Below are 19,633 nucleotides of genomic sequence, written 5' to 3'. Positions count from 1 at the left end.
GGTCTCGATACGGCCGGAGGTGTGTCTGTATGAATCATTCTGTTAGCTCACCCGGGGCGCTCTACCTGGAATCGGTTGGTGCCGTCGGGTTACTTCTCTGGGCGGTCGGCATGTGGGCCGCGGTCGCGGTGCTGGCCTACGCCAACCGACGAGCGGTACGCCCGTGGGTCTACCACGGGTCCGCCGGTGTGATCATCCTGGGGATGCTGGGGCAGCTCGGTCATGTGCAGGAGCACTTCGCCCAGGTCGGGTACTGGGTCGCGCACCCCAACGAGAAGGCGTGGATGACACCGCTCGGCACCGGGCTCGCCGACGGGTTCGGCCAGGTGGCGCCCGACAAGCCCTCGCTCGGCATGGAGATCCTCCACATGGTCGGCAACTTCATCTTCCTGGCCGGGCTGGTCGGTGTCGTGCTGATCACCCGAAGGGCGCTGCACACCCGAGCCCGCAGGTGGGGCGTCATGGGCACGATCATGCAGGGGATACACGGTGTCGAACACGTGGTGCTGACGCTGTCGGTCGCACTCGGCGCGAGTCAGGCCATCGGGTTCTCGACCTTCTTCGGACTGCTCGACCCGGGTTCGGGACTCACGACCTACCGAGTCTGGTGGCACTTCGTCGCCAACGTCGTCGGCAGCGTCATCTTCGCCATCGCGCTCTACCACTTGTGGAAGGAACGGCGTGAGGTGGCGAACTCCTTCGACCGGTCGGTGCCGGTGCCGAGGCCACGTTCCCCCTACGACGGAATCGCGGGTGGGAAGGACGGTGACGATGCGCATGCCGTCCCGGTCACGCGCCACGAACAGGTGGCCGGTAGCCGATAGCCGGGAGTGAACGTCGCGGGCGGGGCCTTTTGGGGCCCCGCCCGTCACAACGGGATGTTGCCGTGCTTGCGGGCCGCCGGACGATGCCGCTTCTCCCGCAGCATCGCCAGCCCCGCGGCCACGGCCATCCGCGTCGACGCGGGATCGATGATGTCGTCGACCAGGCCGCGTTCGGCCGCGTAGTGCGGATGCAGGTACTGCGTGGCGTACTCGGCCACCAGTTCCTCCCGCCTGGCCCCGGGGTCGGCGGAGGCCGCCAGTTCGCGGCGGAACAGGACGTTGACCGCGCCCTCGGCGCCCATCACCGCGATCTCGTTGGTCGGCCAGGCCAGTGACAGGTCGGTGCCGATGGACCGGGAGTCCATCACGATGTACGCGCCGCCGTACGCCTTGCGCAGGATGACCTGGATACGCGGCACCGTCGCCTCGCAGTAGGCGTAGAGCAGCTGGGCGCCGTGCCTGATGATGCCGGCGCTCTCCTGCTCCGTGCCCGGAAGGAAGCCCGGCACGTCCACCAGCGTGACCAGCGGGATGTTGAAGGCGTCGCAGAAGCGGACGAACCGGGCCGCCTTCTGTGAGGCGACCCGGTCCAGCACGCCCGCCAGCACCATCGGCTGATTGCCGACGACACCGACGAGTTCGCCGTCGATCCGGGCGAACGCGCAGAGGATGTTGCGGCCCCAGTCCTCGTGCAGCTCGAAGTAGGCGCCGTCGTCGACCAGCTGCGCGACGACGTCGCGCATGTCGTAGGGCCGGTTCGGCTCGGCAGGCACCAGCTCGGCCAGCGACGGACGTTCGTCGTGCTGGGCGCCGCACTCGGGGGTACGCGGTGCGGGGTCGAGATTGTTGCCCGGCAACATCGAGACCAGGTACCGGACGTCGTGCAGACAGGTGGTCTCGTCGTCGTACACGAGAGTCGCCACGCCCGAGCGGGAACCGTGGACGTCCGCCCCGCCGAGCTCGTCGTGCGAGACCCGCTCGCCGCTGACCGCCTCCACCACGTCGGGACCGGTCAGGTACATGCTGGCGGTGTCGCGGACCATGAACGTGAAGTCGGCCAACGCGGGCGAGTACGCCGCTCCGCCCGCACACGGCCCCATGATCACGCTGAACTGGGGGATGATGCCCGACGCCGCGACCTGCCTGCGGAAAATTCCGCCGTAGCCGTGCAGCGCGGTGATCCCCTCCTGGATCCGCGCGCCCCCGCTGTCGTTGAGGGCGATCAGCGGTGAGCCGGTGGACATCGCGAGATCCATCACCTTGTGGATCTTCGAAGCGTGCGCGTCGCCCAGTGAGCCCCCGAAGATCGAGAAGTCCTGGGCGTAGACGAACACCCGGCGACCCTCGATGGTGCCCGAACCCGCGACGACGCCGTCGGTGTGCGGCCGGGCCTTGAGGTGGGCCGAGTGAACCTGATGCCGCCGGTACAGATCGACCTCGACGAACGATCCAGGATCGAGCAGGAGCTCCAACCGCTCGCGCGCCGTGCGCTTGCCCAGTCCGTGCTGGCGGTCGAGCGCCCTGCTGTCCCCGGCCATGATCTCGTCGCGGAGCTTGCGGTGCCCCTGCCGCAGCGACGCCATGTCAGGCTCGCCGGGGCCGCTCATCGCCCGTCCGCCTCCCCGGCGGAGAGGTCCCGCTCCGCCGCCATCGCGGTGACGACGTCGCTCCACCGCAGGCCCCGCCCCAGCTGGGGCGCCAGCACGATCCGCGCCTCCTGAGCCTCGACCACGGACCCCGAGGCACCTCCCGCGCCGCTTCGGCGCCGCGGCTCGCGCGAGCCGCGTTGGCCAGACGTGTCGTCCGTCATGCCGTCCACACCTCCCCGTCCGCCACCCCGTCGCGGCCCGGCCGTGTGCCGGGCCGTGTCCCCGTCCCCGCCGGCGCCGTACTCGCGCCGGATCAGCCGATGCGGACCGGAAGGGCCTCCAGGCTCCGGATCACCACACCCTCGCGCCACCGCAGACCCTCCGTCGTCGCGGCGAGTTCGATGTGGTCGAACCTGTCGAGCAGGTGGTTGAACGCGATCTCGGCCTCCATCCGGGCCAGCGGAGCGCCGAGGCAGTAGTGGATGCCGTGCCCGAACGCCATGTGCCCCGTGGTGTCCCGCCGCAGGTCGAGGGTGTCCGGCTCCGGGAACTGCTCCTCGTCCCGGTTGGCCGACGTCAACGCCAGCATCACGAACTCGTCGGCGGGAATCTCCACGCCGCCGATCTCGGTGGGCTCGTTGGTGTAGCGGAAGGTCGCCATGTTCAACGGGCCCTCGTAGCGCAGGAACTCCTCGATGGCGCCGGGCAGCAGAGACCGGTCGGCCCGCAACTCGGCGAACTGTTCCGGGTTCCGCAGCAGCGACAGCACGCCGGAGGCGATGAGGCTCACCGTCGTCTCGTGACCGGCGACGAGCAGGAGGAACACCATCGACACGAGCTCTGTCTCGGTCAGCTGGTCGCCGTCCTCGCGGGCGTGTACCAGCGCGCCGAACAGGTCCTCGACGGGTTCCTCGCGCTTCTTGGCGATCAGTTCCAGCAGGTAGGCCTTGGTCGCGTCGGCCGCGTGCTGCACCTCGTCGGGTTCCCCGCCCGAGATCAGGGTGTTGCACCAGGACCGGAAGCCGTCGAGGTCCTCCGCGGGCATGCCGATCATCTCGCAGATCACGGTGATCGGCAGCGGGAAGGCGAACGCCTCGACGAGATCCACCCTCTCCGCACCCGCCATCGCGTCCAGCAGGTCGGTGGTGATCTCCTCGATCCGGGGCCGCATCGCCTCGATCCGGCGCAGGGTGAACGCCTTCGTGACCAGCTTGCGCAGCCGGACGTGGTCGGGCGGGTCCATGTTCAGCATGTGCGCGACGAGCGCGGGATGCACGAAGCCGGGCTGGTTGCGCATGGTGTTGCGGGCGAACAGGTCAGGGTAGCGCCGGAAGTCCTTGCGCAGCCCGGGATTCGCCAGCGCGGCCCGCACGTCGTCGTACCGGGTCACGACCCATGCCTGCAATCCCGCGGGCAACACGACCCGCTGCACCGGCGCCTCGCGGCGCAACCGCGAATACGTCGAATGTGGGTCCTGGAGAAAATCGGGTCCGAACCGCTCGGCCGGCACAATCGTGTCGTCAACCATAAGATTCGCTCCTCGCCGCCAAAGAATCGGGGCTTGTCGAGACGACTGCCACCGGACTGCGGGGCCGTCGCCGACGACTTTAACCACGACTCCGCCGACATCGCCACCCCGACAAAAGCCACGGCGACGAAAAAGGCATCCTGCAAGAACCACGGGCGGCCCCGCACGGCACCCGAACCGGCCCGCCCCTCGTCGCCCCGGATTCCTGTCGGTCGCGCATTCGGCGAGAAGTACCGCACGCATTGCCGCACTATCCTCACTCACAACCAATTCCGGGAGGCGCCCGTGTCAGAACCCGTCATTGTCATGAACGGCTTGGATTTCCCGACTAGCATCGCTTTCGACACCGACGGATCGGCCTGTGTCGCGGAGTCCGGCCTGCCGTTCGGTGGTGCCCGACCCGGGGGCCGGGTCCACCGGATCGAGAACCCCGGCCGCGACCTGCGAGGTGAGGTGATCGCCGACGGGCTGGCCGCGCCGGTCACCGGCCTGTGCCTGCACGCGGGCGAGGCCTTCGTCTCCGAGGGTGGCGCCGGGCGGATCACGCGAATCCGCGCCGACGGGTCACGCTCGACCGTGGTCGATTCCCTGCCGGGGCCGGGCAACTACCACACGAACATGGCGGCGATCGGCCCGGACGAGAAGCTCTACTTCAGCCAGGGCGCCATGTCCAACCTGGGCGTCATCGGCCTCGACGCCTACGAGATCGGCTGGCTCAAACGCCTTCCCCACGCACACGACATCCCGGGCCTCGACATCACGCTGGCCGGGTCGGACAGGACAACCTCCGACCCGTTCGGCGACGAGCCGGGCGCCACGACCTCGACCGGCGGATTCGTTCCGTTCGGGACGGAAACGCGACCCGGGCAGCGTGTGACCGGCACCGTGCCGTGTACGGCGGCGGTCATGCGGTGCGATGTGGACGGTTCGAACCTGGAACTCGTCGCCTGGGGGCTGCGTAACGCCTTCGGCCTGGGTTTCCTGCCGGACGGCCGGTTGCTCGCACTGGACCAGGGCGCGGACGACCGCGGCAGCCGCCCGATCGGCAACGCGCCCGACCTGCTGTACGAGGTGCGGCAGGGCCGCTGGTACGGCTGGCCGGACTTCGTCGGAGGCGTGCCGGTCACCGACCCCCGGTTCCGGCCGGTGCGCGGGCCCGAGCTGGGCTTTCTACTGACCGAGCACGAGACGCTACCGCCACCCGAAGCCGCCCTCGTCGAGTTCGATCCGCACGTCTCGGCGACGAAGTTCGCCGTGACCCCCTCCGGCAAGCTCGTGGTCGCGCTGTTCGGTGACGAGACGCCGATGACCGCACCCCCCGGACACCCCACCGTGGGCCGCCACCTCGTGCTCGTCGATCCCGAGGACGGATCGACACGGCCGTTGCCCGCAGGGCAGAAGACACACCGCCCCATCGACGTCGCGGTCGGACCGGCCGACGGCGCGCTCTACGTCCTCGATTTCGGACAGTTCGAGATGACCGACCACGGTGTCCGCGCCGAGCCCGGAACCGGGTGCCTCTGGCGTTGGGACGACTGGGAAGGCGAGCAAGATGATCGTTAACCGCTGGAAACGCGGCGTCGCCGCGATCGCCGTGACCGTGCTGGGCGCGACCACGCTGACCGCGGCCCACGCCACCGAGGCCCTACCTCGGCCCCACCACTACTGCCACGGAAGCACGTGGACCCAGCCCAACGCTGATCAGTCCGGCACCCGAGCGGTGGACGGGCCGATCAACTCCTGGACCGTCCGCCACCTGCGACCAGCGTGGTCCGTGCCCATCGAGGCGCCCACCGACCAGTGGCCGGGTGGCTACGCCGCCTCACCGATCGTGGTTGACGGCGTGGTCTACACCCAGGACCTCGACTCCAACGTCTACGCGATCGACCAGCGCAGTGGCCGGGTGCTGTGGACCAAGATGTACGACTCGCACACCAACGGCCCCAACGGCGTCGCCGTCGCCGACGGCATGGTGTTCGGCGCCACGCTGACCGAGGCGTTCGGGCTCGACGCGCGGACCGGCAAGGAGCTGTGGCGGCACAAGCTCACGCGCAACCACAGCGAGGCCATCGACATGTCGCCCGGCGTCCACGACGGGACCGTCTACATCTCGACGGTTCCCAGCTTCCTCGACGGCGGCAACGCCGAGGGAGCCGTCGGCATGCTCTGGGCGATGGACGCGCGGACCGGTGAGCCCAAGTGGAAGTTCCACACGGTCCCGACTCACCTCTGGGGCAGGCCGGACATCAACTCCGGCGGCGGCCTGTGGTACCCCCCGACCTTCGACGAGCACGGCGATCTCTACGTCGCCGTCGCCAATCCCAACCCGTTCGTCGGGACCGAGGAATTCCCCTGGGGATCGAGCCGCCCCGGCGCGAACCTCTACTCCAACTCGGTCGTGAAACTGGACGCCGACACCGGCGAGGTGGTCTGGCATTACCAGGTCACCCCGCACGGCATCTACGACTGGGATCTGCAGAACTCGCCGATCCTGACGGAGGTCCGGGGCAGGCCGGTCGTGGTCACCTCGGGCAAGACCGGTTACGTCTACACCCTGGACCGCGAGACCGGGCGACTGCTGTGGAAGACGGCCGTCGGCAAGCACAACGGGCACGACGACGACAACCTGCTCGCGATGGAGGGCAGGTACGACGAGCTCCCCGAGCTGCCGGTCACCCTGTATCCCGGCGCGCTCGGCGGTGTCCCCGCCCCCGGCGCAGTGGACCGGCGAACCGTGTATGTCGCGGTGAACAACTTGAGTGTGACCTGGGAGAACCAGACCACACCGTCGATGCCCGCCCTCACCGAGGGCACCGGCGAACTCGTCGCACTGGACCTCGCCACCGGGCGCATCAAGTGGTCCCGGCCGCTCGACTCGTCGCCGTACGGCGGAACGTCGGTGACGAACGACGTGGTGTTCACGACCACCTTCGACGGGGTCATCCACGCCCACCACGCCAGGACCGGACGGCCGCTCTGGAAGGACCGGCTGCCGGGAACGTCGAACTCGCCGGTGAGTATCAGCGGCAACACCGTGCTCGCCGCGAGTGGCTGGCCGCAGAGTGAGGACGAGCGGGCCGAGATCGTGGCCTACCGGCTCGGCTCCGGGCACTTCCCCTGGTTCGGGTGGTGGCCCCCGGGCCGCTGCTGAACACCTGAACCGCCCACCCGGTGAACCCCGCCCCCGCGGGTCACCGGGTGAGCTTTTCGCTGCCGCTTCAGCTCGTGAACTCGGTCAGCCGGTCGGCAAGGAAGACGCGCTCGGCCTCGTTGTCCGCCAGGTCGAGCGCCGTGCGATAGGCCGCAGCGGCGTCGTCGCGGCAGCCCAGGCGGCGGAACAGGTCGGCCTTGACGGCGGGAACGTAGTGGTAACCGGCCAGTTGCTCGTCGCGTTCCAAGCGCTCGACCTCGCGCAGTGCGGCCACCGGGCCGTCCACCATGGCCACGGCCACGGTTCGGTTGAGCGCCACGACCGGGGAGGGCCACACCTTCAGCAGCTCGTCGTACAGCACGAGTACCTGGTTCCAGTCCGTGTCCTCGTAGGTGGGCGCCGTCGCGTGCAGGCCCGCGATGGCCGCCTGCAACGCGAAGCGGCCGGGAGTCCCGCCACGCAGCGCCTCCACGATCAGGTGATGCCCCTCGGCGATCATCTCCCGGTCCCACTGAGACCGGTCCTGCTCCTCCAGCCGCAACAGCCTGCCGGTGGCGTCGGTGCGCGCGGTGCGGCGGGCATGGTTCACCAGCAGTAACGCCAGCAGGCCGCGGACCTCGCGCTCGTCCGGCACCAGCGAGTGCAGGGTACGGGCGAGGCCGACGGCGCGTTCGGCCAGATCCGTGCGGGTGAGGTCGTCGCCGGACGGCGCCGTGTGGCCGGTGGTGAACAGCAGGTGAATCACGGTCAGCACCGCGTCGACACGCTCCGGCAACTCGTGCTCGGCTGGCACCCGGAAAGGGATGTGGGCTGCGGCGATCTTCTTCTTCGCCCTGGTGATCCGCGCGCGCATCGTGGTCTCCGCGACCAGGAACGCCTGGGCGATGTCCGGTGCCTCGACACCGCACACGAGGCGCAGGGTGAGCGCGATCTGGCCTTCCGGGCGCAGCGCGGGATGGCAGCACATGAAGATCAGGCTCAGCAGGTCGTCGCCGAACGCGGACTGCCCGGCGAGGCTCACCTCGGCCACGTCGTCGACGGCCAGCAACGGCATCTTGGCGCGGAACACCTGCGCTCGCCGCAGTGCGTCCAGCACGTTGCGGCGGGCCGTGGTGACCAGCCACGCCCCGGGATTGGCCGGCACGCCCTCGGCCGTCCAGGTCCGCAGCGCGGCGACGTAGGCGTCCTGGACGCACTCCTCGGCCAGGTCGAGGTCACGAGCGACGCGCACCGTCGCGGCGAGCACCGTGGCCCACTCGCGCCGGTGCGCGTCCGCGACGGCACGGGCGGCGTCGGTCTCGTGCATGACTCGACCGGCTCGGCGGCTACCTGTCACATCTCGTGCAGTGGCCGGATCTCCACGCCGCCCTCCATGATCGGCAAGAGCTTGCCGATCTCGATGGCCTGGTCGAGATCGCGACACTCGACCACGAAGATTCCGGCGAAGGCTTCCTTCGTCTCCAGAAACGGCCCGTCGGTGACCATGCCGCCCTTGCGGATCGTGGTGGCCGTGCTGGCGGGCTGGAGCGCCTGCTCGTCCACGACGCGCGCACCCATCGCCTCGATCTTCGCGGGTGCGGCCATGTTGGCCTCCATCACGTCGGCCGGGATGTCCTCGACCGGCATTTCCTTCTCATAGATGAGAATCGCGTACTGCGGCATGCGGGCAGTCCTTAGTCGTCGTATGGCACTTGATCGGGCTGTGGCCATATCGTAACGCTGCGAGCTCAGGATGCCACACGTGTCACACCAGCGGTGAACGCACACCGACCGGTGAACCGGCCGTCACTCGTTCAGAATGCTGGAACGCCGCGCCTCGAATCCGGGAAACGAGGAAAGGTCGGGCACGGTCCACCCGTCGAGGTCGTACTCGTCGAGGCACTGGTCGACGAACGCCTTGTAGTCGTCCAGCTCACCGCTCGCCTCCCGCGCGGTGAGCAGCTCGATCCTGGTGTTCTCGTGGTTTCCGGCGTAGTTGCGCTCGTACAACTCGTGCCGGCCGCCGAACTCGGTACCGACCGCGTCCCACAGCAGCTTCATGACCTTGACCCGCTCAGCCGCGTCCTTGCCGTTCGACCCGCGGACGTACTTGTCCAGGTAGGGCCGGATCTCCGGGTTCCGGAAGTCGGCGGCGCCGGAGTTGAGGTAGATCAGCCCGCTCGCGACGTCCTGCAACACGATCTCACGCACCCGGGGGTATCCCGTCTGCATGAACCACCGGTACGCCATGCCGTACCGCGGGTTCGGCAGCACCGCGCCGTTGCGCCACGGCACCGGGTTGCGGGCCGCCGCGTCGGACAGCCCCTGGAACAGATCACGCCAGGCGAGGATCTCGCCGAGCCGGGACCGCACGCCCCGGAAGTCCTCCGTCCCGGTCAGCTCCAGCGCCTTGGCCACTAGACCCGCGATGAACTCGAGCTTCACCGCGAGCCGGGTGCAGCCGTGGAAGGTGAAACGCTCGACGAATCCCGAGTGCCCGCTGAACATCTGCACCTTGCTCACGTCGCCGTAGATGAAGATGTTCTCCCACGGGATGAGCACCTTGTCCAGGATCAGGATCGTGTCGTTCTCGTCCAGCCGGGACGACAGCGGATAGTCGAACGGACTTCCCATCACGGCCGCGGTGGCGGCATAGGACGGGCGGCAGATCAGCTTCATGCCCGGTGCGTCCGTGGGCACCGTGGCGACCAGCGCGAACCTCGCGTCCTTGACCGGGAGTCCGTAGTGGGCGATGAAGTTGTAGTGCGTCAGCACCGATCCCGTGGCGACGACCTTGGCTCCGCTGACCACGACCCCGGCGTCGGTCTCCTTCTCCACGTGGACGAAGACGTCCGAGACCTCGTCCGGCGGTAGATGGCGGTCGACCGGCGGATGCACGATCGCGTGGTTCCAGTACAGCACCTTTTCCTGCGACTCCCGGTACCAGCGCCGCGCGTTGTCCGCGAACGGTTCGTAGAACTCGGCGTTGGCGCCCAGCGTGCCGAGAAAGGACGCCTTGTAGTCCGGGCTCCGGCCCATCCAGCCGTAGGACAGCCTGGCCCAGCCCGCGATCGCCCGCTGCGCGGCCACCAGGTCCTCGGCACTGCGGGGAGTGGTGAAGAACCGGTGGGTGAAGCCCTCACCCTCGCCCCCTGCGTCGGTGGCGGTGGTGAGCACCGAACGGTGCTCGGGATCGTGCAGCGCGTCGTACAGTCGCGCGGTCATCCGGGTCGCGTTCCGGAAGGCCGGGTGTTCGGTCACGTCCTTGACTCGCTCGCCGTAAAGGTAGATCTCCCGCCCGTCTCGAAGGCTTTCCACGTACTCGTCACCGGTGAGCGGCCGAGAACCCATCGGACATCGTCCCCTTTGTCGTACGGCGCATGCCTGATCCACCGCAGATCCTCACAGCCGCACCGGATCGCCCGCATCTTCCTCGGTGCGGGCAATACCGCACGCGAGAGGTAGCGGTTCCCGACAGTTCTGTGGTGTTCCGGTCTCACACAACGGCCGCGATACCGACTGGTCCGGAAAACGTACGAACCGCACTCGAAGAGGTGCCTGCAACGGAAGGGGGGTGTGATGCTTTTGCTGGTGTGATCGCTCGCCGAACGACCGGTCATCCACGCCGAGAAATGAGGGAGACTATGCCCGACAGCGGCAAGCTGACAGTAGATCTCGTCCAGCAGGGCATCTGGGACATGCCACTCGAATCGATGCCGCTCGCGTCCGGATATCTCAAGGCCACCGCCCTCGCGGACGACACGATCGCCACGAAATTCGACATCAACATCCGGAACTTCCGGGGCAAGGTCACGCTGTCGTCCATGGCGTACGAGCTGTTCGGCGACCGTGTCCCCGACGTGCTGGCGTTCTCGGTGTTCGGCTGGAGCTACCGCGCCTTCGGCGCACTCGCGGCGACTTTCAAGCAGCTCAATCCCCAGGGCTGGGTCATCTTCGGCGGCACACACGTCGCCAACCAGGCCGAGCGGACGTTCGCGATGTTCCCCGAGGTCGACGTGGTCGTGAACGGTGAGGGCGAGCTCATCTTCCGCGACCTGCTGCACGCCTACCTCGACGGCGCGGGCGAGGACACCCTCGCCGCCGTGAACGGAATCTCCTACCGGGACGCGGAGAACCGTGTACTGACCACCGCGGACCGGGAGCGGATCGCGAATCTGGACGAGATTCCCTCACCCTTTCTGACCAACACCATCGAGATGACGGACGACCAGGGCGAGTTCCGTTACGACGTCGCGCTGATGGAGACCAACCGGGGCTGCCCCTACAAGTGCGCGTTCTGCTACTGGGGTGGCGCCGTGGGCCAGAAGGTGCGGGCGTTCTCCCGCGAACGGCTGCGGGCGGAACTGGAGTTCTTCGCCAAACTGCGCGTTCACACGATCGTGGTCTGTGACGCGAACTTCGGCCTGCTGCCCGGTGATCTGCAGTTCGTCGAGGACCTGATCGAGATCCGCGACCAATACGGCTTCCCCAGGGCACTGGAGACGTCGTGGGCGAAGAACAAGTCGAAGACGTTCTACTCCATCGTCCGCAGGATGAAGGAGGCCGGAATGCGCAGCTCCTTCACGCTGGCGTTGCAGACGCTCGACGACAACACTCTCGAACTGATGAACCGCAAGAACATGAAGGTCAACGATTGGGAGGATCTGTCCGAGTGGCTCAGCCGTGAGGGCCTCGACTGTTACGCGGAGCTGATCTGGGGCGCTCCCGGGGAAACGGTCGAATCGTTCATGGCGGGATACGACAAGCTCGCCGAGCGCGTGTCCCGCATCGCCTGCTATCCCATGCTGCTGCTGCCGAACACCGACTACGGCGACCGGCGTGAGTTCCATGGCATCATCTCGGTGCGCGGCGACAACGACGACTTCGAGTACGTCCTGAAGAACCGCCAGGTCTCCTTCGCGGAGAACCAGGAGATGCAGCGTTTTCTCTTCTGGGCCAGGGTGATCGCCGAGATGGCCGTCTTCCGGATCATCTGGGCGGGCCTGCGCGAGCTCGTCGGCTTCCGGCAGACCACGGTCCTGCGCTCGCTCGACGACTGGGTCCGCAACACCGACGACCCGGCGGCGGAGCCGTTGCGTTCCACACTGGAGAGTGTGGTCGTCGGGACCGGCGAGGTCGGCTCGGCCATCAGCTACCTGTACCGGGAACCCGACGTCGAGCGCATGCTGACGCGGTGGTGGGACGAACGGATCCGCCCGGAGATTCCGTCCGAGGTGGCACCCGTCCTGGACGAGATGTTCCGCTACGACCTGCTGACGAAGCCCGTCGCTGCGCCGCCGGGGGCCGAGGAACCGGACACCACCGGGCTTGAGCTCGTGTCCGTGCGAGGCGAGGACTACTACCGACGGACCGTGCGGCTCGACTACGACATCCCGGGGATCGTCGCCCGGCTGCGCGCCGAGGAACAGCCGGACCTCACGCCGCGTACCACCGAGCTGGACCTCTACTACAAGCCCGGGTGCGAGAGCGCGGTCGCCTCCACCAACCACGAGACGATCGTCCACTTCATGGCGATGACGGCCGAGGAGGTCTTCGCCAACGCGGCCACCGAGTCCGTCGACAGCACGGTCGCGAGCCTGACCGGCGACAAGGGAGGCTGCTGACCACGTCCGGCCTCGCCAGGCCGGCACCACAGGGGAGCGAAACGCCCGTCCGCCACACGGCGGGCGGGCGTTTCGTGTGTCCGATGTATGCGCTGTATGCGCTGTATGCGCTGTATCCGCTGCACCCTGATCCCGGGTCCGCCGGACACCTGGCCCGAACGAAACGGACCGCGTCCCTCCCTCAGGGGGCGGGACGCGGTCCTGCTGTCGTCGTCCGCCTCAGCGCGGTTCCAGCTCGAAGATCACTTCGCCCACGGCCAGCCCGATCCAGTGCTTCTCCCGCAGCACCCACCCGCCCTCCTCGAACACCGACTCCCAGTCGGCGACCGTGGGCAGGAAGACGCCCATGAGGTCGTGTGCGACCTCGAAGCCGAGCGTGAACACCGGGAGGTCGCGATCGGCCACGTCCACCGTCCTCGTGGCGTCGCCGATCAGGAACCGGCGCACGCGGGGGAACAGCTCCCGCAGCCGCCGCAGGGTGCTGACGCAGCGCTGCCGCGGCCAGAAGTCGTGTCCCATCATGAAGCACGTGAGCAGCTCGACGTGCTCGAACTCGGCTCGTGGCCGCATGGTGAGCACGTCGTCCGCGACCAGCGTGATCCGGTCGGCCAGTCCCGCCGCCTCGGTCGCGGCGGCCGCCTCGCCGAGCGCGGGCTCGGCGATGTCGATGCCCACGGCGTCCGCGTCCGGGAAGCGGGACAGCAGCTGGATGAGCCGCTCGCCACTGCCACAGCCCAGATCCGCCACGACGGCGGGCGTGTCGGTCATGCCGTTGACGACGTCGAAGAACCACGGGTCGTAGCAGAAGGTGTTCATCTCCCGGCAGGAGAAGGCGATGGCCGCGGAGTCCCGCTCGTAGAACTCGCCCTTCCGGTTGGCCACCGGCAGCACGTCGGGCATCCGCCGGAACAGCGCGCCGCTGCCCATGGTCAGCCAGTGGAAGAACGAGCGATTCCGGTAGACCCCGGCGAAGTGTTCGCCGGGCACCACCTTGCTCTCGGTGGTCTCGACGATGTCGACCGCGGCCAGCGCCCGCACGACCGCGGAGGTCGACGGCAGGTGGAGTCCCCGCTCCTCGGCGAATTTCGGCAGGTTCAGCACCCCGTGGTCGTGTATCGCGTCGAGAATGCCGATCTGCCACGCGGCGCCGATGGCAGGCGCCGCGACGGCGGAGTTGAAGATCTGTGCCACCGGATCCCTGCTGTCGTTCATGGCGTGTCAACTACCTTCCAGTCGCGTTGCTGTCCGTGCGGGTAGGGACCTGAACCGTCCGCGGTCCTGGTCGGTGGAGTCACCCGGCCGCCGTCGTGTCCTCCGGCGAGGACGCCGGTGCCGGCTGACGACCGGTCGGCGGCACGTGCCGGAGCATGGTCATGACGAGAATCGAGACGAGGACCAGAAGCGCGACGCTGATCGCCGCGAAGACGTTCATCCCATCGGTGAAGGCGTCCCGTGCCACGGCGAGCAGCTCGGCGGCCTGGTGTGGGGGCAACTCCGGCGCGACGGCGACCGCGCCGGCCAGGCTCTCCCCTGCGGCGGCGGAGGCGTGCTCGGGAAGGTTCGGCGGCAGGCCGGAGCCCAGGTTGCTCACGTACACGGCCGCACCGACGCTGCCCATGACCGCGATACCGAGCGCGGCGCCCGACTCGTTGGCGATCTGTGCCAGCGAGGACGACGAGCCCGCCTTCTCGACCGGAACCGCGTCGACCACCAGGTTGACGCCCAGCGCGAGCAGCGGTCCCTCGCACAGTCCGATGACGACGAATCCGATGATCAGCACAGCGGGGCTGGAGTCGGATTCGAGCTGCGTGAACAGGGCGTAGGCCGCCGCGACGCCAAGCACGCCCCAGCCGATGAGCTGGGCGGGGCGGAACCGCCGCGCCAGCACGGGTGAGACAGTGCTGCTCAGCGCCGCGACCACCATGCCGGGCACGAGACAGAGTGCCGCCCGCAATGGCGTCATCCCGGACACCGACTGCAGGAACTGGGTGATGAACACCATGCTGGCCGCGCCCACGATCCCGAACAGCAGCAGTCCGGTGAGCATCACGCTGAACGAGCGACTGCGGAACAACGACGGGTCGAGCAACGGGTCGTCCAGCCGCCACTGCCTGCGCACGAAAATTACTCCGAGCGCGACACCCGCGATCCCGACGAGAACCGGCGGCATCTCCCAGCCGTGCCGGGCGACCTGCTTCAGCGCGTAGGTCACCGCGAGCATCGCGCCCAGCGACAGCGCCACGCTGAGCAGGTCCGCCCTGCCTCCACCGGGGTTCTTGTACTCGGGAACGAGGATCGGGCACAGCACGAGCAGCAACACCATCAGGGGCACCGCGAGCAGGAAGACCGAGCCCCACCAGAAGTGCGCGAGCAACAGCCCGCCCACCACAGGGCCGAGCATGGCACCGACCGTGAAGCCCGCGGCCCACACCCCCACGGCGACACCGCGCTGCCGGGGATCGGTGAACATCGTGCTGATCAGCGCGAGGGTGGAGGGCGCGAGCGTCGCTCCGGCGATACCCAGCAGAGCCCGCAGGACGATGAGCATTTCCGGACTGGTGGCGAACGCCGCCGCCAGCGAGGCCAGCGCGAAGCAGCCCGCACCGGCCATCAGCAGCTTCCGCCTGCCGATCCGGTCGCCCAGCATTCCCATCGTGCCGAGGAAGCCCCCCACCATGAACCCGTAGATGTCGAGAATCCACAGCTGCTCGACCGTGCTGGGACCCAGATCGGCGGACAGGCCGGGCAGCGCGAGCAGCAGCACGAACATGTCGAAACTGATCATGAGGACGGCCAGGGTCAGGACCGCCAGTCCGGCCCACTCCTTGAGCCCGGCTGCCCTGCGATGTGCGTCGTCGACGGCCACGTTTCGCGGTTTCCTTCCGTCAGTGCCCCTCGTCCGAGCCCCAGGCGCTCACAACCGAAGATTCCCGAGCCGCCCACCGGCCGCATCTTCCGCCTTGCGATTGTCGCCGCGATGGCATCCGGATCGCCGCATTCTCGCCCGCCCGCACGCTCCGAGAAGACACGGCAGGAAGACCGCGGGCACAGTGGAGTCGACATTCCGGACCGGGAACGAATCTGGTGATTATTCCCGTTCGCCGAGGAGGAATCGTTGTCCAGTATTCTGGGTAGGGTTCGGCGTCGCGTCCTCACGCCGAACGTCTCCGAAACACACCTCGCCATTCGTGGCTTCCCGGAGAAGGATCAACGCTCGCGGGAATTGCTGGAGGCGGCGGGGGGATTCTTCCTCCACGGGCTCGCGCACGCCGCCGAAGCGGCCTCGGCACTCGAAGTGGAACGGAACCTGGAGACGGTGGACGACCAGTTCCAGGGGTTCGCCTACGAGGGAGCCGGAATGGCCTTCGCGATTCGCGACGGGCTGCCGTTCGGGCATCGCCACCACGTCGCGGACTTCCTCGCCGGCCCGGCCAAGGCCCACACCTACCTCACGTATGTCGGGGTCGGCTGGGCGCTGGCGCGGCTGCCGAGGTTCTGCTGGCCCTCGGTGACCGCCGGCGTCACGGATCCGCTCCTGCGCTGGCTGGTCCACGACGGCTACGGCTTCCATCAGGCGTACTTCCAGACGGAGCGCTACGTCAACCAGCAGTTCCGGGAGCAGGACTTCGGCTGGCCGGACGACGGCCCGCGGTGGTACGCCCAGCGAGCCATCGACCAGGGCATCGGCAGGGCGCTGTGGTTCGTCGGCGGGACCGATGTCCGTCTCGTCACCGACCTGATCGGCAGATTCGACGCCGAGCGCAGGCCCGACCTGTTCGCCGGTGTCGGCCTTGCCGCCACCTACGCGGGCGGCGCCGACGAGTCGGAGCTGCGCTCGCTCGCCGAGCGGGCGGGTGAGTACCGGGCACAGCTGGCTCAGGGCAGCGCGTTCGCGGCCTCGGCACGGGTGCTCGCGGGCCAGGTCGGCCCGCACACCGAAACGGCGGCACTGACACTCTGCGGTGTCTCGCCGGATGCCGCCGACCGGATCTGCCAGGATTCCGTTCCCCCGGACGGCGAGACCGCGCCCGACGGTGAGACACCCGCGTTCGAGCTCTGGCGGCGACGGATCGCCGACACACTGCCCGGCGCGAGTCCGGCGTGAGATCCGCCGACTCGCGACCGCGGTGAGCACCGACCCGACACCCAGGGGGACACGACCGTGAGTCCGGCAGCCGGCAAAGCACTACGCAGGTCGATCGAACAGGTCCGGTACGTCCGGCCGGTCAGATTCGGCGCGTCCGACGGGCTCACCCGCACCGTCTATCGGCAGGTGGAGCGGGAGTTCGGCATGCTGGCTCCGCCGGTGGTGCTGCACTCCCCCGCACCCGAGGTGATGGCCGCGAGCTGGGTGCTCCTGCGCGAGACACTGGTCGCCTCCTGGCACGCCCCTCGTGCGGCCAAGGAGGCCGTGGCCAGCACGGTCTCGGCCGCCAACGCCTGCCCCTACTGCGTCGCCGTCCACGGCGCGACGCTGAACGGGCTGCTGCGCGATCCGACGGCGCAGGCCATCGCCGAGTCCCGGCTGGCCGACATCACCGACCCGGAACTGCTGGCCGTCGCCACCTGGGCGAAGACGCGGGAACCGCCCGGGGACACCACACTGCCGCGCGAGCGGGCCCCCGAACTGATCGGCGTGGCCGCGACCTTCGAGTACTTCAACCGGATGGTCAACGTCTTCCTCGACGAGTCACCGCTCCCCTCGCACGTTCCCGTGAGACTGCGCGCGACCATGATGCGGCTGCTCAGCGTGCTGATGCGGGGTTCAGCCGGGCAGCGGCGCGCTCCCGGTGCCTCGCTCGACCTGCTGCCGGCCGCCCCACCGCCGCCGGAGCTCGAGTGGGCCGCTGAGGCCCCGCACATCGCCGGCGCGTTCGGGCGCGCCGCCGCCGTCATCGACGCCGCAGGGCAGCGCTCGGTACCGGAATCGGTACGGCGGCTGGTGACGGACCGGCTGGCCGCGTGGGACGGCGCGCCACTGGGACTCAGCCGCGCGTGGCTCACCGACGAGGTGCGGAGCCTGCCTACCGCCGACCGTCCGGCGGGCCGGGCCGCCCTGCTCACCGCTCTCGCGTCCCACCAGACCGGCCAAGAGGACATCGACGAGCTCCGAGGTACCGGCGCGGACGACCGGCGGCTCGTCGAGCTCACCGCCTGGGCCGGTTTCGCCGCCGCGTCGAGCCGGCTCGGCCCGCTCCGCGCCTCCTACCGCTGATCCGGCATTCGGGGCACGTTCGACTCCAGCGCGACGTCCGACGAGCCCCTACCACAACCAATGGGGTAGGGGGTCTACACCGTCGACCCCGCCGATGCTTCTCCCGGATTGCCCGGTGAGAGCAATCAGATATGTGTTCGTGAACCGGCCGGGCCACTAACGTTGTATTCGGACACACAATCTTGGACCGTGCGAACACAACGGATCAGGTGGCCACGATGTGATTTTCGGTACGCGCTTACCGGGAACCGATCCGGACAAGCGTGACGAGATATCCGAGACCGGGATTGTCTGACCGTCCGATTCATTTATCGGGCATTCGCGCAACTCGAACTTCCTATGCAACGGGAGGGGAATTTGCATGCACGAACACGTCGAAGATGCGATAAACCTGATGTGGCAACGCTACGACGAACCGCTGACGATGACCGACCTGGCCGGCGCGGCCCTGCTCAGCAAGTTCCACTTCACCCGGGTCTTCCGCATGGCCACCGGCACGTCCCCAGGACGGTTTCTCGCCGCTGTGCGGTTCTATCGCGCCAAGCACCTGCTCCTACGCACGTCACTGAGCATCACCGACATCTCGTACTGCGTCGGATACAACAGTCTCGGCACCTTCACCACCCGCTTCGCCAAGTGCGTCGGTGTGGCGCCCGGACAGTACCGGCAGCTGGCCAGGACCGGAACCGGCATGGTCGCGCCGCCCGGACGAGCCGACGACCCGGCGCAGTGCGGCACCGTCTTCGGCAGGCTGGCCGTCCCGCCGAGCGACCGGCGCATCCGGGTCTACGTCGGGGTCTTCGAGAGCCCGATCCTGCAGGGCACACCCGTGTCGTGCGACATCGTCGAGTACTCCGGTCACTACCTGCTGAGCGCGGTCCCGCCCGGTGAGTGGTACGTGTGCGCCGCGGCCGTGGAGGCGGACAACTTCGACGTCGCGCCCTGGGAGCGTAAGCCGATGTTCTTCGGCTCGGGGGTACCGGTCTCGGTGCGTGCCGCCTCGACGAGCAGGGTGGACATCGCGCTGCACCCCACCCGCGCGCTCGACCCGCCCATCCTCATGGTGATTCCGGAACTGGACAGCTGCAAACCTCCGGCGGAGATCGCCGCGATGGAGCAGGCCCGGAGTTCCTGAGAGTGCGAATGGCCCTCCGCGGATTATCCGCAGGAGGGCCATTCGCCGCCGGGTCGGAAGGTGGGATCACCGAAGGCGGTAGTCGCCGCTGAAAAACAGCAGCGGGTCCGACACCGTCCCACACTCGATCGCCAGCACGGAGCCGAGGAAGATGGAATGGTCACCGCCGTCGTACACCTCGGCGAGCCTGCACTCGATCCAGGCGACGGCATCGGCGATGAGCCGCACACCGGTGTGCCTTCCGGTCACCCAGTCGATCGCCGCGAACTCGGCCTCGCCGCGAGGCCGGGCCCGGTTGGCGAAGTGCCTGGCGATCCACTCCTGCTCGGCCGACAGCACCGAGATGGCGAAGGCGTCGTTCGCCAGGATCGCCTGGTGCATTGAGCTACTGCGCTGCACACACACCAGGATGGTCGGTGGCTGGAGCGACACCGAGCTGAAGGCGTTGACGGTCATTCCCCTCGGCATCTCGGGGCCCGCGGTCACGACCGTGACACCGGTGGCGAACTTGCCCAGCACACCGCGAAACCGCAGCGGATCGAGAAGGGGCGCGGGCTCACCGGGAGCGCGCTGATCAGCCTGGTCCAT

At 68.5% G+C, this 19,633-nt stretch carries 16 protein-coding genes; 7 read left to right on the top strand and 9 right to left on the bottom strand.

Going from position 1 to position 19,633, the window contains the following annotated elements:
* Positions 1-29: 29 nt before the first annotated feature.
* A complete protein-coding gene (locus FFT09_RS12440; protein WP_244231342.1) occupies positions 30-824 on the top strand; it encodes a DUF6008 family protein in 795 nt (264 codons plus the stop codon).
* A gap of 44 nt (positions 825-868) precedes the next feature.
* Here the strand turns inward: FFT09_RS12440 and FFT09_RS12435 are convergent, their stop codons facing one another.
* The 3 genes from FFT09_RS12435 to FFT09_RS12430 form a co-directional block, all read right to left on the bottom strand.
* Complete coding sequence (locus tag FFT09_RS12435; protein WP_138382798.1) at positions 869-2,431, bottom strand: acyl-CoA carboxylase subunit beta; 1,563 nt, start codon at positions 2,429-2,431, stop codon at positions 869-871.
* The gene (locus tag FFT09_RS23300) at positions 2,428-2,634 is read right to left on the bottom strand and encodes a DUF6222 family protein (protein ID WP_244231341.1); all 207 of its coding nucleotides are present in this window, start codon (positions 2,632-2,634) and stop codon (positions 2,428-2,430) included. Before FFT09_RS23300 ends, FFT09_RS12435 begins: the two co-directional genes overlap by 4 nt.
* Before the next feature lie 92 nt (positions 2,635-2,726).
* Entirely contained in the window at positions 2,727-3,941 is a 1,215-nt protein-coding gene (locus FFT09_RS12430) for a cytochrome P450 family protein (RefSeq protein ID WP_138382796.1), read from the bottom strand.
* Positions 3,942-4,256: 315 nt separating this feature from the next.
* Between FFT09_RS12430 and FFT09_RS12425 the strand changes: the two genes are divergently transcribed.
* Together FFT09_RS12425 and FFT09_RS12420 are read left to right on the top strand one after the other, a co-directional pair.
* A complete protein-coding gene (locus tag FFT09_RS12425) occupies positions 4,257-5,504 on the top strand; it encodes a PQQ-dependent sugar dehydrogenase (protein WP_138382795.1) in 1,248 nt (415 codons plus the stop codon).
* Complete coding sequence (locus FFT09_RS12420) at positions 5,494-7,092, top strand: outer membrane protein assembly factor BamB family protein (RefSeq protein WP_138382793.1); 1,599 nt, start codon at positions 5,494-5,496, stop codon at positions 7,090-7,092. The genes FFT09_RS12425 and FFT09_RS12420 overlap by 11 nt, the downstream gene beginning before the upstream one ends.
* A gap of 67 nt (positions 7,093-7,159) precedes the next feature.
* On the opposite strand, the gene FFT09_RS12415 is transcribed toward FFT09_RS12420, so the two are convergent.
* The 3 genes from FFT09_RS12415 to FFT09_RS12405 form a co-directional block, all read right to left on the bottom strand.
* Positions 7,160-8,398, bottom strand: coding sequence for an RNA polymerase sigma factor (locus tag FFT09_RS12415; protein WP_081191606.1), 1,239 nt, complete (start codon positions 8,396-8,398; stop codon positions 7,160-7,162).
* A 26-nt stretch (positions 8,399-8,424) separates the two neighbouring features.
* Complete coding sequence (locus tag FFT09_RS12410) at positions 8,425-8,754, bottom strand: YciI family protein (RefSeq protein WP_024875072.1); 330 nt, start codon at positions 8,752-8,754, stop codon at positions 8,425-8,427.
* 123 nt (positions 8,755-8,877) lie between these two features.
* Positions 8,878-10,422, bottom strand: a complete 1,545-nt coding sequence (locus FFT09_RS12405) for a 4-hydroxyphenylacetate 3-hydroxylase family protein (RefSeq protein WP_081191607.1) — start codon at positions 10,420-10,422, stop codon at positions 8,878-8,880.
* Positions 10,423-10,715: 293 nt separating this feature from the next.
* Between FFT09_RS12405 and FFT09_RS12400 the strand changes: the two genes are divergently transcribed.
* Positions 10,716-12,695 (top strand): KedN5 family methylcobalamin-dependent radical SAM C-methyltransferase, encoded by a 1,980-nt coding sequence (locus FFT09_RS12400; protein WP_138382791.1) that lies wholly within the window; start codon positions 10,716-10,718, stop codon positions 12,693-12,695.
* A gap of 219 nt (positions 12,696-12,914) precedes the next feature.
* On the opposite strand, the gene FFT09_RS12395 is transcribed toward FFT09_RS12400, so the two are convergent.
* A complete protein-coding gene (locus FFT09_RS12395; protein ID WP_081191609.1) occupies positions 12,915-13,907 on the bottom strand; it encodes a methyltransferase domain-containing protein in 993 nt (330 codons plus the stop codon).
* Positions 13,908-13,986: 79 nt separating this feature from the next.
* Positions 13,987-15,561, bottom strand: a complete 1,575-nt coding sequence (locus FFT09_RS12390) for an MFS transporter (RefSeq protein WP_244231340.1) — start codon at positions 15,559-15,561, stop codon at positions 13,987-13,989.
* 249 nt (positions 15,562-15,810) lie between these two features.
* Between FFT09_RS12390 and FFT09_RS12385 the strand changes: the two genes are divergently transcribed.
* The 3 genes from FFT09_RS12385 (at position 15,811) to FFT09_RS12375 (ending at position 19,045) form a co-directional block, all read left to right on the top strand.
* A complete protein-coding gene (locus FFT09_RS12385) occupies positions 15,811-16,800 on the top strand; it encodes a DUF1702 family protein (RefSeq protein ID WP_081191610.1) in 990 nt (329 codons plus the stop codon).
* A 57-nt stretch (positions 16,801-16,857) separates the two neighbouring features.
* On the top strand, positions 16,858-17,910 hold the full coding sequence (locus tag FFT09_RS12380; protein WP_138382789.1) for a carboxymuconolactone decarboxylase family protein: 1,053 nt from the start codon (positions 16,858-16,860) through the stop codon (positions 17,908-17,910).
* Between the two features lie 361 nt (positions 17,911-18,271).
* On the top strand, positions 18,272-19,045 hold the full coding sequence (locus tag FFT09_RS12375; protein WP_138382787.1) for a helix-turn-helix domain-containing protein: 774 nt from the start codon (positions 18,272-18,274) through the stop codon (positions 19,043-19,045).
* Positions 19,046-19,111: 66 nt separating this feature from the next.
* Here FFT09_RS12375 and FFT09_RS12370 read toward each other — a convergent pair whose 3' ends face one another.
* Entirely contained in the window at positions 19,112-19,633 is a 522-nt protein-coding gene (locus tag FFT09_RS12370; RefSeq protein ID WP_037334015.1) for a flavin reductase family protein, read from the bottom strand.

It is taken from the genome of Saccharomonospora piscinae (assembly GCF_005862235.1).
GTDB classification, from domain to species: Bacteria; Actinomycetota; Actinomycetes; order Mycobacteriales; family Pseudonocardiaceae; genus Saccharomonospora; species Saccharomonospora piscinae.
Note: the sequence above shows the minus strand (reverse complement) of the source record. Positions and strands in the feature narration are given on the sequence as shown.